Here is a 15,969-nt window from a genome sequence, read left to right as displayed (position 1 = left end):
AGATTATCCCGGGAACAGTGCTTTGGCAGCCAGATCAGCCTGGGCAATCAATGGGGCGGGCCAAGCCAGGAAGAAGGTCGTGACAAAAGCAGTTCCGGAAAGAATCAGCGTATTTGATGATGGCACCGGATCAAACGTCTCCGATGGCTCATCAAAGTACATCACCTTGATAACCCGTATGTAGTAGAAGGCCGCAACGACACTGGACAGCGCCAGAATGATGGCCAAAGCCAACTGACCTCCGTCCAAGGCTGCGATAAAGAGCCCCAGCTTGGCAACAAAGCCGGCAAAAAACGGAATGCCTGCCATAGAGAATAAAAAGATCGCCAAGGCTGCGGCCAAGCCCGGTGATGCTTTGTGCAGCCCCGACAGATCGCTTATTTTTTCCAGCGCCTGCCCACCGGAACGCATGGAGAGAATAACCGCAAAACTGCCAACGCTCATAAAGACATACAGAGCCATATACAGCAGAGCCGCACTGACACCAACTTCGGTCCCTGTTACCAAACCCACCAGCACATAACCCATATGGCCAATCGAAGAATAAGCCATCAGCCTTTTTATATTGGTCTGGGCTACAGCACCAAATGCGCCAACAATCATCGAACCGGCAGACACAAGCCACAACACTTGCTGCCAAGCACCAGCCAAGTCAGCAAACGGCCCGACCAAAAGGCGGATAAACAAGGCAATTGCGGCAACTTTGGGTGCCGCTGCAAAAAAAGCTGTTACCGGGGTTGGTGCCCCCTCGTACACATCGGGTGTCCACATATGGAAAGGAACGGCAGAGACCTTGAATGCCATGCCACACAGCATGAAAACCAAGCCAACAATCGCCCCGGTCGGAGCATGCTCTCCCAAGACCTTTGCCAAGACATCAAAAGACGTTGTTCCGGAGAAGCCATAAACCATCGACATCCCGTACAGCAACATGCCCGAAGCCACAGAGCCCAGCACAAAGTACTTCAGCCCGGCCTCGGTTGACTTGACTGTATCCCGCCGCAACGCAGCAAGAACATAGGATGCAAGGCTCATCAGCTCCAGCCCCAAGTACAGGGACATCAGATTATTAGCCGAGATCATCATCAGCATGCCAAGCGTGGCAAACAGCATGACAACAGGAACCTCAAATCTCTCCATTTGCTCACGTGCCATCCATGACAACGTCAGGATTAGCGTCAAGGCGGCAGCAAACAGTGTCACAAGCTTTGCGTAGCGTGAAAAACCATCAGAGACAAACATGCCATTAAAGGTACTCATTACTCTGGGTTCACCAGCAAATACAACCGCCATAGTGACCAAAAGAGCCAGAACAGCTATCCAGCCCACTGCCGCTGTCGCATCCCCGCGGCGGAACACACCAATCATCAGAAGGGCAAGGCCGGAACAAGCCAGGATCAGTTCAGGGGCGGCGACCCCAAGGTTTGCGATCACAGTCATGGTGTCAGTTACCTCTCCAGTCGCCGGCCTCAGCGAAATGCCACAGCAGTGCCCGAACCGGCATCTGCCAAGGCAGCATGATAATTTTCAACAAGGTGGATTACAGAAGCGTGCATGGGCTCCAGGAATGAAGATGGATAAATGCCCATCCACAGCACAACAAGGATCAAGGGAACAAAAATCGCCACTTCACGCGGGTTCATGTCCAACATGGCCTTCACGTCATCCTTGTCGAGCTTTCCAAAGCAAATCCTGCGATACAGAAGCAAGGCATATGTGGCACCCAGGATCAATCCTGTCGCAGTAAATAGCCCAACCCAGCTGCTGGTTTGGAAAACACCCAGAAGAATCATGAACTCCCCGACAAAACCGGATGTACCCGGCAGGCCGACAGACGCCATGGTAAAGAACATGAAAACCAGCGCATACTTGGGCATGACATCAGACACGCCACCATAACGGGCCATCTCACGCGTATGGAGACGGTCATAAACAACGCCAACACACAGAAAGAGAGCACCGGAGACAACCCCATGCGAAAGCATCTGGATGATCGCCCCCTCAATTGCCTGCTGATTCAGCGCAAAGGTACCAACGGTCACAAAACCCATATGCGCTACAGAAGAATAGGCAATCAGCTTCTTCATATCCTCCTGCACCAAGGCCACCAATGATGTGTAAATAATGGCTGCAACTGACAGCGTGAACATCAATGGTGCGAAATACTGCGTTGCTTCTGGCAGCATCGGGATAGAAAAACGCAGGAAGCCGTACCCACCCATCTTCAGCAAGACACCGGCAAGAATTACCGAACCTGCAGTCGGGGCCTCAACGTGCGCATCAGGAAGCCATGTGTGGAATGGCCACATCGGCACCTTGACCGCAAAGGAGGCAAACATTGCAAGCCACAGCCAGAGCTGCATATCCCGCGAAAAATGCGTTTCCATAAGGGTAGGGATATCGGTTGTTCCGGCAACCAAAAGCATGGCGACAATCGCCACCAGCATCAGGACAGAACCAGCCAAGGTGTACAAGAAAAACTTGAAAGCAGCATAAACCCGACGCGGACCGCCCCAAACACCGATCATGATGTACATGGGGATCAGGACAGCTTCGAAGAAGATGTAGAACAGGACATAATCAAGGGCACAGAACATGCCAACCATCAGGGTTTCCAGAACCAAGAAGGCCAACATGTACTCTCTGACCCGCTTCTCGACAGCTTCCCAAGCCGACAGGATGCAAAGAGGGGTCAGGAACGTCGACAGCAAGACAAAGAACAGAGAAATACCATCCAGCCCCATGTGGTAGCTTATGCCCCATACGGGCAGCCATTCCACCTTCTCGACAAACTGGAATTCTGCTGTGGCCGGGTTGAATCCCTCCCACAAGCCAAGGGAGATCAGAAAGGTTGCAACAGAGGTCAGCAGGGCTACATTACGTGCGTTACGCGCAACGGCTTTTTCGCTGCCGCGCACGAACAAGACAAACGCAGCGCCGACCAGCGGAAGAAACGTGACGATTGACAGAAGAGGAAGGTCGGTCATTGGCGCTTATCCTGCATGTCTGATGATATACCAGGTTACAAACACCGCTACGCCAAGAATCATGGCAAAGGCGTAATGATACAAATAACCGGACTGCATCCGTGAAAACCGGGCCGCTATACTGCGTGTTGCAGCAGCAAGCCCATCAGGACCAACACCGTCGATCAAGGCTCCGTCACCACCTTTCCAGAACCCACGGCCCAGAACAAAGGCCGGACGCACAAAGATGCGGTCAAACAGCTCGTCAAAGTACCATTTGTTCAGAAGGAAAAGGTACAGTGGGCGCAGGGCTTTGGCGATGACACCGGGTACCTTGGGAGCAAACATGTAAAGGATGTAGGCCAACACGATACCACCGCCACTCATATACAGGGGCATCAGCTTGACCCAAGAAGGAACGTGGTGAGCTGCACCGACAGTATCATGCCCCTCCAAAACCAGAATGGCATTCCCCCAGAAGCTGGAACGTGCATCCCCGACAAAAAGATCATAGCCAATCCAGCCAGAGAACACGGCCCCGACAGAAAGAACCAGAAGGGGGATCACCATGATCGCCGGGCTTTCATGAACATGGCTCATGACATAGTCATCAGCACGCGGCTTTCCGTGGAACGTTAGGATGAGCAAGCGCCAGGAATAGAAAGCGGTCATTCCTGCAGCAGCAATCCCCATCCAGAAGGCGTAGGTACCAACGGCACTGTGAGCCGCAAAAGCCGTTTCCAGGATCATGTCCTTGGAATAGAAGCCGGCAAAGAACGGTATCCCGGCCAAGGCGAGAGAGCCAATCCACATCATCGCGTACGTGACGGGGATATGCTTCCAGATTCCCCCCATCTTGCGGATGTCCTGCTCGTCAGACATGGCATGGATAACGGACCCCGCGCCCAAAAACAGAAGCGCTTTAAAGAAAGCGTGTGTCATCAGGTGAAAAATAGCAGCCTGATAAGCGGAAACACCAATCGCGAAGAACATATATCCCAGCTGGGAACACGTCGAATAGGCAATAACCCGTTTGATATCGTTCTGAACACACCCCACAGTCGCCGCAAAGAATGCGGTTGTTGCACCCACAACAGCAATGATAGCCAAGGCATCAGGAGCCAATTCGAACAGGGGTGACATACGGCTGACCATAAAGACACCCGCCGTCACCATCGTTGCCGCATGGATCAGGGCCGAAACTGGTGTTGGACCTTCCATGGCATCAGGGAGCCATGTATGCAGACCCAACTGGGCCGATTTGCCCATGGCACCAATAAACAACAGGAAGCCAATGATGGTCAGGGCGTGCCATTCCGTTCCAAAGAAACGAACCGTACTGTGGGCATGATCTGGTGCAGCAGCAAAAATCGCGTTGAACTCCACTGATCCAAACAGGAAGTAGACGCCAAAAATACCAAGGGCAAAACCAAAGTCGCCAACACGGTTGACGATGAAGGCCTTCATGGCGGCGGCGCAGGCCGACTGTTTCTCGTACCAGAAACCGATCAGAAGATAGGACGCCAGACCAACGCCTTCCCAGCCAAAAAACAGCTGAACAAGGTTATCAGCCGTGACCAGCATCAACATCATAAAGGTAAATAGCGACAGATAGGCCATAAACCGGGGAACTGATTTATCATGGTGCATATATCCGCATGAGTAGACATGCACCATCGACGAAACACCATTGACGACAATCAGCATAACCGCCGTCAGGGTATCGAAACGCAGAGCCCATGACACCTGAAAGTCGCCCGATGAAATCCATTTCAGGAGTTCAACCGTAACCGGCTTTTGCCCTATGGCAACTTCAAAGAAAATAGCAACTGACAGCGCTGCTGATAAAAGAACAGCGGATGTGGTGACCACCTGGGCACCGGTATCTTTCAACCAGTGACGGAAGAACCCGGCGATTACGGCTGCCAGCAGAGGCAGAAATATGGCTGCGACGTACATCTGCTTTCTCAGCCCTTCATCTGGTTGATGTCTTCAACAGCAATTGAACCCCGGTTACGGAAGAACACAACCAGGATTGCAAGACCAATAGCGGCTTCAGCAGCAGCAACTGTCAAAATGAACAAGGTAAATACCTGACCGACCAGATCCCCCAGAAAGGAGGAAAAAGCCACCATGTTGACATTGACGGCCAAAAGCATCAGCTCGATCGACATCATGATAATCACGACATTCTTGCGGTTCAGGAAAATCCCGACCACACCCAGCACGAAGAGTATCGCGCCGACTGTCAGATAATGCGACAGACCAATCTGTAGCATCAGATCCCTCCCCTGGTCGGAACTTTTTTCAGCTCTACCGTACGCCCACGATCAAGCTGGCGGGTAATGTTCTGTTTTCTCACGCCCGGACGCACGCGATGCGTCAACATGATGGAGCCAATCATGGCCACAAGAAGTATAAGACCGGCGGCTTGGAACAGATAGATGTAATCCGTATAGATCAGGTTACCCAAAGCCGCTGTGTTATGAACCTCCGAGAGCGGAGGAATAGGAGCTTCGCGCACCGACTGAACATCAGGCGACAAGACCCAGCCACCCGTTACTGCCACAATCTCCGCCAAAAGAATGGCACCAATTGCAACTCCGACCGGCATGTATTCGGCCATTCCCTCGCGCAGACGCAGGGTATTGAGATCCAGCATCATCACGACAAACAGGAACAGCACCGCAACCGCACCGACGTAGACAACAACCAGCAACATCGCCAGAAACTCGGCACCGAGGAGGATGAACAAACCCGCAGCATTGAAAAACGTCAGTATCAACCAAAGCACGGAATGAACCGGACTACGGGCTGTGATTACCATGGCGGCGCTGAAAATAGCCACTACAGTAAAAAGATAAAATGCCAAGCCCTGCAGGATCATCGGTCCCCCTTCCCGAATACGCCGGGTACATAAATCAGACAATGCATTTTCCAAACCTTGAGAAGATATCCCACATAGAGCGGGTCTTCTGAATCAGCGATACGGGGCATCAAGTTCAATCCGCTTTGCCAGTTCTTTTTCCCAGCGGTCACCATTGGCAAGCAGCTTGTCCTTGTTGTAGAGCAGCTCTTCGCGTGTTTCCGTGGCAAACTCGAAGTTCGGCCCCTCGACAATGGCATCAACCGGACACGCCTCCTGGCAAAACCCACAGTAGATACACTTTGTCATATCAATGTCATAACGCGTGGTACGACGGCTTCCATCGTCCCGCGGCTCAGCTTCAATCGTAATGGCTTGGGCCGGGCAGATAGCCTCACACAGTTTACAGGCAATACAGCGCTCCTCGCCGTTTGGGTAACGGCGCAAAGCATGCTCGCCACGGAAACGCGGGCTTAGCGGCCCCTTTTCCATCGGATAATTAATGGTGACCTTGGGCTTGAAGAAATACTTCAAGGTCAGTCCCATACCCTGCAGAATCTCCGTCAGCAGGAAAGACCGGACAGTACGGTCAATAAAAGCCATTGTCCCTCTCCTACTCAGGCCAGCGGCGACCAGCCGGTCATTTTCAGCACCGCAGCTGTCAGAACCAGCCAGATCAGCGAGAAGGGAAGAAAGACCTTCCACCCCAGACGCATAAGCTGGTCATAGCGATACCGCGGAAACGCCGCACGAGCCCAGATAAATACATAAAGAAGCAACACCACCTTGATAAAGAACCAGATTGGCCCAGGTATCCAGGTAAAGATCGGTAGATTAGCCGGCGGCAACCATCCTCCCAGAAACAGAGTGACCGTCATCCCGCTCATCAGGATCATGTTGGCATACTCGCCCAGGAAAAACAGGGCAAACGTCATGGCCGAGTATTCGACGTTATAACCGGATACAAGCTCTGCCTCGGCTTCGGGCAAATCAAAAGGATGGCGGTTTGTTTCAGCGAGTGTCGATATGAAGAAAACAACGGCCATAGGCAGATGCAGGACAATGAACCACACGCTGTTCTTCTGTGCCATGACAATATCTGTCAGGTTGAGTGAACCAACCGTCAGAAGAACAGAAATCATGATCAGGCCCATTGCCACTTCATAGGACACCATCTGCGCTGCCGAGCGCATCGCCCCAAGAAAGGCATAGCGAGAATTGGACGCCCAACCCGCCATAATAATGCCGTACACACCCAGCGAGGAAATTGCGAAAAGATACAAAATCCCGACATTGAGATTGGCGAGAACCCACCCGTCATTGACGGGAATAACCGCCCAAGCCACAACAGCCAGAAAGAATGTGACCATCGGTGCCATAATAAAGACAGCACGGCTGGCACCGGTTGGAATGACGGTTTCCTTCAGGAAAAGCTTTACGCCATCGGCTATCGGTTGCAGCAAGCCAAAAGGACCAACCACGTTTGGACCACGACGCATCTGCATCGCCCCGATAACCTTGCGTTCAAGCAGGGTCAAATAGGCCACGGCAAGCAGCAGCGGCACAATAATAGCCAGGCACTGGGCGACAATTATAACGCCAGGCCAGACGTATCCTTGCCAGAGTTCATCCATGGGTCCCGGTCTTCCGCTGTTGGTTGCCGTTTACGTACACCTCCGTACATTCAGCCATTGTGGCCGACGCACGGCTGACAGGATCTGTCATGTAATAATTCTTGATCGGGCTTGCAAAGGGAGCAGCCTCAACCGCTCCACTTTGGCCCAAAGAACTCCACGTTACAGATGGGGGAGCCGCATCATCGTCAAATACGGGACTGACAGCTGCCATCCGGTCGCGAACCTGCGCAAGCGTATCTTGTGGAAGCTTACGCCCGATGACTTCAGACAACGCTCTGATAACAGTCCAGTCTTCTCGCGCCTGACCGGGAGGGAAAACAGCCCGGGCCGTACGTTGCACAACACCCTCTGTATTCAGGTAGGTCGCACTTTTTTCCGTATAGGCGGCTCCGGGCAAAATGACGTCGGCACGCATGGCGCCAGAATCACCATGGCTGCCTTGGTAAACGACAAAAGCTTTGCCAAGACGTGTCATTGGCAGTTCATCTGCGCCCAAGAGATACACAAACTCGATCTCTCCCTTCTCGGCACCAGACAAGATGCCTTCCAGGTCACGCCCGTTCGGTCCGGGAACAAAACCTAGCTCCAATCCACCAACGCGTGCAGCCGCAGTGTGCAGAACATTGAAGCCATTCCAGTCCGCACGAACCATGCCTGTGCTTTCGACCAGCTTTGAAACCAAGGAAAGTACAGCTTTACTGTCTTTACGGGTCAGTGCCCCCATCCCAAGGATCAGCATTGGCTTCTTGGCCGACTTGAGAACACCCAGAAAATCATGGCGCCCATCAAGAAGGGCTTGCAGGCTCTCTGGCCCAGTCCCCAGATGCTGACAGCGATAGGTCAGGTCAATCTGCGGGCCAACAGCAGCGACCTTCACCTGCCCAGTCAGATAACGCTTGCGAATGCGAGCGTTAAGGACGGGGGCTTCCCACCGCGGATTGGTTCCAACCAAAAGGATGGCGTCTGCTTCATCAATACCCGCAATCCCGGAGTTAAACTGCCACGACAAGCGATTATCGGGATCAAGGGCAGCACCGTCCTGGCGGCACTCCAAGCTACGGCTTCCCAGAGCCGACATCAGGTCCTTGAGCATGATCATGGCCTCGGCATCGGCCATATCACCCGCAATGGCGGCCATGCGGTTACCGCTCATACCCCGGATCTTGGCGGCTATGGCAGAGAATGCCTCCTGCCACGTTGCGGGGACCAGTTTTCCGTCCCTGCGAACGTAGGGTGTATCAAGACGCTGGCGGCGCAAACCATCAATGGCATGACGGCTTTTGTCACCAAGCCACTCTTCATTAACCGATTCATTCAGGCGAGGCAGAACCCGCAATACCTCATTGCCACGCGCATCAATACGAATATTGGCACCGACCGCATCAAACACGTCGATGCTTTCAGTTTTCTTGAGTTCCCAGGGACGGGCATTGAATGCATACGGCTTGGAGGTCAGTGCACCAACCGGGCACAGATCAACCAAATTGCCGGACAGCTCGGAACCGATGGCTTTTTCCACATAGGTGCCAATCTCCATGTGTTCCCCGCGATTAACCCCACCAAGGTCAGGAACACCGGCAACTTCCTGCGCAAAGCGTACACACCGGGTGCACTGTATGCAGCGGGTCATCTCTGTGGCCACCAAGGGCCCCATATACTTGTCCTTGACCGCCCGCTTGCCTTCCCGATAACGAGAACGATCATAGCCAAAGGCAACAGCCTGATCTTGCAGATCACATTCCCCACCCTGGTCACAGATCGGGCAATCCAGCGGATGGTTGATCAGCAGAAACTCCATCACACCCTTGCGGGCCTTCACGGCCATCGGGCTGTTGGTCTTCACCACCATGCCATCAGCAACAGGCATTGCACAGGATGCTGCGGGCTTTGGTGGGCCTGGCTGCACTTCAACCAGGCACATACGGCAGTTTCCGGCAATGGACAGGCGCTCGTGGTAGCAAAAACGGGGAATCTCGATTCCGATTTGCTCCGCTGCCTGCAAAATTGTTGTACCGGCTGGTACTTCAACTTCGATGCCGTCAATCGTCAGCTTGGGCATAACCCTCTGCACTCCCTATTCAGCAGCGACGGCCCGACGACCGAGGCGAGCCTCGATCTCCGGCCGGAAATGACGGATCAACCCCTGGATTGGCCATGCTGCCGCATCTCCAAGGGCACAAATGGTGTGCCCCTCAATCTGCTTCGAAACATCAAACAGCATGTCAATTTCCCCAACATCGGCATTACCCTTGGCAATACGCTCCATGACACGCCACATCCACCCGGATCCCTCGCGGCATGGCGTACACTGCCCGCAGCTCTCATGCATATAGAACTTTGCAAGGCGGGTAATAGCGCGAATGACGTCTGTAGACTTGTCCATCACAATAACAGCAGCAGTACCAAGCCCCGACTGAACGGCACGCAGGCTGTCAAAATCCATCAACACGTCATCACAGATATGCTTCGGCAAAACCGGAACCGAGGAGCCCCCGGGAATCACAGCCAGCAGGTTATCCCAACCGCCGCGAACACCGCCACAGTGCTTCTCTATCAGCTCCTTGAGCGGGATGCCCATTTCCTCTTCGACGTTACACGGCTTGTTGACGTGGCCGGAAATACAGAACAGCTTGGTCCCCGTATTGTTTGGACGACCCAACCCCGCGAACCATTCCCCGCCACGGCGCAGGATAGTCGGCGCAACCGCAATAGATTCCACATTGTTGACCGTCGTCGGACATCCGAACACGCCAACGCCAGCCGGAAACGGAGGCTTCAGGCGTGGCTGACCCTTTTTCCCCTCAAGGGAGTTTATAAGGGCCGTTTCTTCACCACAGACGTACGCACCCATTCCACGGTGGATATACAGGTCAAAATCCCACCCGGAGCCACAGGCATTCTTGCCGATAAGCCCGGCGGCATAGGCTTCGTCTATAGCCTTCTGGAGAGCCTCGGCCTCGCGATAAAACTCCCCACGGATGTAGATATAGGCAGCGTGGGCCCGCATTGCAAAAGACGCGATCAAACATCCTTCAACAAGCTTGTGAGGATCATGACGCATAATGTCACGATCCTTGCAAGTTCCCGGTTCACCTTCGTCGGCATTGACAACCAAGTAGTGCGGCCGTTCACCAACTTCTTTTGGCATGAACGACCACTTGACTCCAGTGGGGAAACCGGCACCACCACGACCACGCAGACCGGATTGCTTCATCTGCTCGATGATCCAGTCGCGACCTTTCTCAAGAATAGCCTTGGTATTGTCCCAATCACCACGGGCACGGGCACCGGCAAGGAACGGATCCTTGAACCCGTAAAGGTTGGTGAAGATACGATCACTGTCTTTCAACATGTCAGGCACCTCCCTTCAGTGTGGTCGGCCCACCTTCGGGGCAGGAGGTTTGACGACCGGTCTGTGAACCAACCTTGACCGGCTTTCCATCTTTCAGTGACTGAAACAGGGATTTGGCATTTTCGTAGGTCAGATCCTCGAAGTAGTCATCACCAATCTGGGCAACCGGCGCATTGACACATGCACCGGCGCACTCAACCTCTTCCAGGGTTGCTTCGGCACAGGACTGACCAAACGCAATACCAAATACCTCTTCTGCGGCGCGCTTCACATCATCGGAACCGCGCAGCCAACACGAAATGTTTGTGCAAAGCTGAACATGGTGTTTGCCGACCGGGCGTAACCGATACATGGTGTAAAAGGTCGCAACCTCATACACTTTGATGGGCGGTAGCTCCAACATACCGGCGATGTAGTCCATGGCTGCACGTGAAAGCCACCCATTTTGCCGTTGTGCCAGATCCAGAAGAGGCATAACAGCACTACGCTGACGTCCAGCTGGATATTTGGAAATAAACACCTTGGCCTTGGCCAGCATGTCCGGCGTGAAGGCAAACGTATCCGGCTGGGGTACGTTGGGATCTGGATAGTGCGAACTCATCGGTCAATCTCGCCGAAAACAACGTCAATGGAACCAATAATGGCAGGAATGTCAGCCAGCATGTGGCCTTTTGACATCATGTCCATCGCCTGAAGATGCACATATCCGGGGGAACGGATCTTGCATTTATAAGGGCGGTTTGTGCCATCGGACACAAGGTAGACCCCAAACTCACCCTTCGGGGCTTCGGTTGCAGCATAGGTCTCACCCTCCGGAACACGAAAGCCCTCGGTGAACAGCTTGAAGTGATGGATCAAGGCTTCCATCGATGCTTTCATCTCACCACGACGTGGGGGTGTCGCTTTCCTGTCATCCGTTTTGACCGGACCCCGCACTTTTTCCAGCCGGTCCAGGCACTGGTGTACAATGCGCAGGGACTGGTGCATTTCTTCAACGCGAACCAGATAACGATCATAGCAATCGCCTGTCTGGCCAATCGGAATATCGAAGTCCATGTCTTCGTAGGAGTCATAAGGCTGCGCCTTACGCAGATCCCAGGCAATCCCCGATGCACGCAAGTTAGGGCCGGTAAAGGCCCAGTCCAAGGCTTGCTCAGGCGTGACCACCGCAATATCAACCGTTCTTTGTTTGAAGATGCGGTTGTTGGTAATCATCGTTTCCATATCACGAACGTACGCAGGAAACTCATGTGCCCACTGCCGGATACGACCGGGAAGATCCGCCGGCATATCCTGTGAAACGCCGCCCGGCCGGAAATAGGCCATGTGCATGCGTGCGCCACAAACAGCTTCACAATACTCAAAAAGCTTTTCCCGTTCCTCAAAGGCCCAAAGCATTGGTGTCATTGCGCCAACGTCCATGGCATAGGAAGGCACGTTGAGCAGGTGGTTGGCAATACGCACCAATTCGGCAAAAAGCGTGCGGATAAGCTTCGCACGCTCCGGCACCTCGATGCCCAGAAGCTTCTCGACGGCCAAGACGTAGGAATGCTCCATATTGATCGGGGAGCAATAATCCAGACGGTCAAAATAGGGCAAGGCCTGTACGTAGGTCTTGTGTTCGATCAGCTTTTCGGTACCCCGGTGCAGAAGGCCGATGTGAGGGTCTGCACGGTCTACAATCTCACCATCAAGCTCCAGAACCAGGCGAAGCACACCGTGGGCTGCCGGGTGCTGCGGACCAAAGTTAATGTTCAGGTTTTTGATCTGCTGTTCTGCCATATTACTTTTCCCCGGCTTTTGGCGGTTCAACGCCGGCTTTTTCATCACCGGGCAGCCAGCGAGTGGTCATGTTTTCCCACGGGCTCAGGAAGTCAAAAGTGCGGAAATCCTGCGCCAACTTGACAGGTTCGTAAATCACGCGTTTCTGGTCTTCGTCATAGCGCATCTCGACGTACCCTGTCAGAGGGAAGTCCTTGCGCAGGGGGTGCCCCTGAAAACCATAGTCAGTCAGAATACGCCGCAGGTCCGGATGTTCAGCAAAAAAGATTCCGTACATGTCCCAGACTTCGCGCTCAAACCAGTTTGCAGCCGAGAACACTGACGTAATGGACGGCAGGGGCATCTCTCCGTCAACCATACACTTGACCCGAACCCGCTGGTTATGCGTCATGGACAGCAAGCAGTATACGATCTCGAACCTGTTTTCCCTTTCGGGATAGTCGACAGCGGTAAGCTCGACCATTTGCGTGAATTTGCAGGTCGCATCGTCACGCAAGGCCATCATCACCCTGATGACACTGGTAGGATTGATGGTTACCACCAGCTCCTGCCTTACCACAGCAACAGAGACGACATCATCGGGCAACATGGCCGCGATATGCGCTCCCAGATCTTTCAGGGCTTGTACCTGCTCTTCGGTCAGCTTCATCGTCTTGTTCCGACTGTCTTTCACGTATCAGCGGTGAAGGCCGCCCGTACGGCGGATTTTCTTCTGCAACTGCATAATCCCGTATACCAGGGCCTCAGCCGTTGGTGGACAACCGGGAACATAGATATCAACAGGCACAATCCGGTCACATCCACGCACAACAGAGTAAGAGTAATGGTAATACCCGCCACCGTTGGCACAGGAGCCCATGGAAATAACCCAGCGTGGCTCAGCCATCTGGTCATACACCTTGCGCAAGGCAGGCGCCATTTTGTTGGTCAATGTACCGGCAACAATCATGACATCCGACTGGCGCGGACTGGGCCGGGGTACCACGCCCAGACGGTCCAGGTCATAACGGGGCATGTAGGCGTGAATCATCTCCACGGCACAGCATGCAAGTCCGAACGTCATTGGCCACAGGGAGCCAGTACGTGCCCAGTTGACAAGACTGTCCACGGAGGACAGCAGGAAACCACGTTCCTGCAAAGCATCATTGACTGTCTGGACAAAGGAATCGCCCTGACCGGAAGGCGCAACCGGAACACCGGCGCCGGATTGTCCGCTCACTCCCATTCGAGAGCCCCTTTCTTCCATTCATAAATAAAGCCGATGGTCAGCACGCCAAGGAAGATCATCATCGACCAAAATCCCAGCAAACCAATGTCTCCGAAGCTGACAGCCCACGGGAACAGGAAGGCAACTTCCAAGTCAAAAATGATGAAAAGGATAGCGACCAAGTAGTAGCGAACGTCAAAACGGGCCCGCGCATCGTCAAATGCCTCAAAGCCACACTCGTAGGCCGAATCCTTCTCAGGATCAGGTCGCTGGGAAGCAACAATACGGGATGCCAAGATGGCAATCCCTGAAATAGCGACTGCGATTCCGAGGAAAATCAGAATCGGCAGGTATTCGCGGAGCAGATCCTCCATGAGTGGCTCCAACCTCCTGCTACAGCGGATAGTGTGGCATCAGGATAAAGACACTGGAGGATACAACGGATTCCACACAGACCAAACAGCCTGCATCAAACGAAACCGGAGGCAGAACCATAGATTCCTGCCCGAAGTATCCACACCTCTCCTGTACAACACACAACCACCCGCGTGCTTCTCTCCAAAATGCCGCACGGGCCCAGCTTGCGCTGGAACGTCGCCATATTAACCCAGACACCCGACCTGATCCAACGGACAGGTCATTGATCTGTTACAAACTTCCCCCCAGACACATAAAGCATGCCCTGAGACAAAGCTTGATGAAAAACCCGGCAAAAACGGGCCCATACGGAAACGGCGTGATGTAATCCGGGTGATTGTCCCAAGTCAAGAAAACATGCGTATTGACAGGGGTGTTTTCATCTCGTCACAAGGAGGGTAGGCAGGAGTATTACACACCAAGTTCTGGATCATATATGTCTGTCGGAAACATACCATACGCCTGCAAACCTCGCTGGGCTGACATGCCCCGTAAAAACCAAGAGGGCACGACAATGACATCCCTGACTGTTGGCAAGAAGGTTCCCTATAAAACAGCCCAGATGTTTACCCTGGTTGCAGATGTTGCCCGTTACCCTGAATTTGTTCCTTTCTGGCAGGCGGTTCGTGTAAAAAGCTCAACAGATAAACACTACAAGGCCGAACAGATACTAAGGGCCGGTCCTTTGCGCTATAGTTTCCACACAGACACTTTTCTGGACTATCCATCGTCAATCTCCGTGCGAAGTCAGGATACACCGTTTCGCTTCATGTTTCTCGACTGGACCTTTGTGCCTGAGCCACACGAAAAATGCTTGGTAACGCTTCACGTGGATTTTGACTTCCGCTCCGGAACCTTGAACACGCTCTCCGGCCTTTTTTCCGAGTCATCAATCCAGCGTATTGTTGATGCCTTCGAGAAAAGAGCTGATGCGCTCTATGCAAAGACCGAGGCGAATACACATGCCTGATGGAAATGGGGGCCCCGTACGCGTCGCGCCAGAAGCTAATGAAGCACTTGTGCCGACCTATCTCAGGGAAACCTATGCATGGGCCTATCTTTCACCGTTTGGCACACGCTTCTTTGATCGCCAGGCTATCGTCAACACGATCTTATGGGGCAATGCGTCGCGCCTGTGCGCGTGGGCCTGCAAGGAAATACAGCCCGGTAGCCGCATCATGCAGCCAGCGGCTGTCTACGGTAATTTCTCGCGTAAGCTGGCAGACGCTGTTGGCCCGACCGGTCTGCTTGATATACGTGATATCGCACCTGTCCAGGTACGACTTACAACGCATAAAATGCAGGACATCACGCATGCGCATGTTTATCAGCACGATGCCCGCCAGCCTTCCAAAAAGCGCTATGATTCGGTAGTATGCTTTTTTCTTCTGCATGAAGTTCCGAAGCAGGACAGGCCTTCCATTGTCAGAAACCTTCTCGAGAGCCTCACGCCGTCAGGGCGTTGCATTTTTATAGATTACCATCGCCCTGCCCGATGGCATCCATTGCGCCCCGTTCTGTCGGCTGTTTTTCATTACCTGGAACCCTATGCCAGCAGCATGGTCGCACATGAAATTTCCCACATATGCGCAGGGATGGAAGGCTGGTTATGGAAGAAGGAAACATGCTTTGGCGGGCTGTATCAGAAAACAATAGCACAGCGACGCCAACTCACCCCGCAAGACATAATGAAAGAAAGCGCACCCCTTGATACCGAAAACGAAATATCCAAATGAAAAGCT

Annotated in this window: 16 protein-coding genes; 2 read left to right on the top strand and 14 right to left on the bottom strand. The window is 53.3% G+C overall.

The genetic code is table 11. The features are described 5' to 3' along the window. Nucleotides 1-3: 3 nt before the first annotated feature. From nuoN to HEQ72_RS01215, 14 genes are all read right to left on the bottom strand, one after another. The gene (gene nuoN, locus HEQ72_RS01280) at nt 4-1,440 is read right to left on the bottom strand and encodes an NADH-quinone oxidoreductase subunit NuoN (RefSeq protein ID WP_168018930.1); all 1,437 of its coding nucleotides are present in this window, start codon (nt 1,438-1,440) and stop codon (nt 4-6) included. A 29-nt stretch (nt 1,441-1,469) separates the two neighbouring features. Continuing rightward, on the bottom strand, nt 1,470-2,987 hold the full coding sequence (locus HEQ72_RS01275; protein WP_168018931.1) for an NADH-quinone oxidoreductase subunit M: 1,518 nt from the start codon (nt 2,985-2,987) through the stop codon (nt 1,470-1,472). A gap of 6 nt (nt 2,988-2,993) precedes the next feature. After that, complete coding sequence (gene nuoL, locus HEQ72_RS01270) at nt 2,994-4,925, bottom strand: NADH-quinone oxidoreductase subunit L (RefSeq protein ID WP_168022361.1); 1,932 nt, start codon at nt 4,923-4,925, stop codon at nt 2,994-2,996. 8 nt (nt 4,926-4,933) lie between these two features. Then, on the bottom strand, nt 4,934-5,245 hold the full coding sequence (gene nuoK, locus HEQ72_RS01265) for an NADH-quinone oxidoreductase subunit NuoK (RefSeq protein WP_066135676.1): 312 nt from the start codon (nt 5,243-5,245) through the stop codon (nt 4,934-4,936). Further along, nucleotides 5,245-5,853 carry an NADH-quinone oxidoreductase subunit J gene (locus HEQ72_RS01260; RefSeq protein ID WP_168022360.1) on the bottom strand — a complete coding sequence of 203 codons (609 nt, stop codon included), beginning with the start codon at nt 5,851-5,853 and terminating at the stop codon, nt 5,245-5,247. Before HEQ72_RS01260 ends, nuoK begins: the two co-directional genes overlap by 1 nt. Nucleotides 5,854-5,946: 93 nt before the next feature. Further along, nucleotides 5,947-6,435, bottom strand: coding sequence for an NADH-quinone oxidoreductase subunit NuoI (nuoI, locus tag HEQ72_RS01255; RefSeq protein ID WP_066135681.1), 489 nt, complete (start codon nt 6,433-6,435; stop codon nt 5,947-5,949). A gap of 14 nt (nt 6,436-6,449) precedes the next feature. Then, a complete protein-coding gene (gene nuoH, locus HEQ72_RS01250; protein ID WP_168022359.1) occupies nt 6,450-7,466 on the bottom strand; it encodes an NADH-quinone oxidoreductase subunit NuoH in 1,017 nt (338 codons plus the stop codon). Further along, entirely contained in the window at nt 7,459-9,528 is a 2,070-nt protein-coding gene (gene nuoG / locus HEQ72_RS01245) for an NADH-quinone oxidoreductase subunit NuoG (RefSeq protein ID WP_168022358.1), read from the bottom strand. Before nuoG ends, nuoH begins: the two co-directional genes overlap by 8 nt. Nucleotides 9,529-9,543: 15 nt before the next feature. Next, a complete protein-coding gene (gene nuoF, locus HEQ72_RS01240; protein WP_168018936.1) occupies nt 9,544-10,821 on the bottom strand; it encodes an NADH-quinone oxidoreductase subunit NuoF in 1,278 nt (425 codons plus the stop codon). A gap of 1 nt (nt 10,822) precedes the next feature. Then, on the bottom strand, nt 10,823-11,422 hold the full coding sequence (gene nuoE, locus HEQ72_RS01235) for an NADH-quinone oxidoreductase subunit NuoE (RefSeq protein ID WP_168022357.1): 600 nt from the start codon (nt 11,420-11,422) through the stop codon (nt 10,823-10,825). After that, a complete protein-coding gene (locus HEQ72_RS01230; RefSeq protein WP_066135696.1) occupies nt 11,419-12,603 on the bottom strand; it encodes an NADH-quinone oxidoreductase subunit D in 1,185 nt (394 codons plus the stop codon). The genes nuoE and HEQ72_RS01230 overlap by 4 nt, the downstream gene beginning before the upstream one ends. Nucleotide 12,604: 1 nt before the next feature. Continuing rightward, the gene (locus HEQ72_RS01225; RefSeq protein WP_168022356.1) at nt 12,605-13,252 is read right to left on the bottom strand and encodes an NADH-quinone oxidoreductase subunit C; all 648 of its coding nucleotides are present in this window, start codon (nt 13,250-13,252) and stop codon (nt 12,605-12,607) included. 27 nt (nt 13,253-13,279) lie between these two features. Next, complete coding sequence (locus HEQ72_RS01220; RefSeq protein ID WP_245183049.1) at nt 13,280-13,828, bottom strand: NuoB/complex I 20 kDa subunit family protein; 549 nt, start codon at nt 13,826-13,828, stop codon at nt 13,280-13,282. Then, a complete protein-coding gene (locus HEQ72_RS01215; protein WP_168018940.1) occupies nt 13,819-14,184 on the bottom strand; it encodes an NADH-quinone oxidoreductase subunit A in 366 nt (121 codons plus the stop codon). Before HEQ72_RS01215 ends, HEQ72_RS01220 begins: the two co-directional genes overlap by 10 nt. A 557-nt stretch (nt 14,185-14,741) precedes the next feature. Here HEQ72_RS01215 and HEQ72_RS01210 point away from each other — a divergent pair. Together HEQ72_RS01210 and rquA are read left to right on the top strand one after the other, a co-directional pair. Continuing rightward, the gene (locus tag HEQ72_RS01210; RefSeq protein ID WP_168018941.1) at nt 14,742-15,197 is read left to right on the top strand and encodes a type II toxin-antitoxin system RatA family toxin; all 456 of its coding nucleotides are present in this window, start codon (nt 14,742-14,744) and stop codon (nt 15,195-15,197) included. Beyond that, a complete protein-coding gene (gene rquA, locus HEQ72_RS01205) occupies nt 15,190-15,963 on the top strand; it encodes a rhodoquinone biosynthesis methyltransferase RquA (RefSeq protein WP_168022355.1) in 774 nt (257 codons plus the stop codon). Before HEQ72_RS01210 ends, rquA begins: the two co-directional genes overlap by 8 nt. Nucleotides 15,964-15,969: the final 6 nt, after the last annotated feature.

Origin of the sequence: Haematospirillum sp. 15-248 (assembly GCF_012102665.1) — a bacterium.
Classification (GTDB): domain Bacteria; phylum Pseudomonadota; class Alphaproteobacteria; order Rhodospirillales; family Rhodospirillaceae; genus Haematospirillum.
Note: the sequence above shows the minus strand (reverse complement) of the source record. Positions and strands in the feature narration are given on the sequence as shown.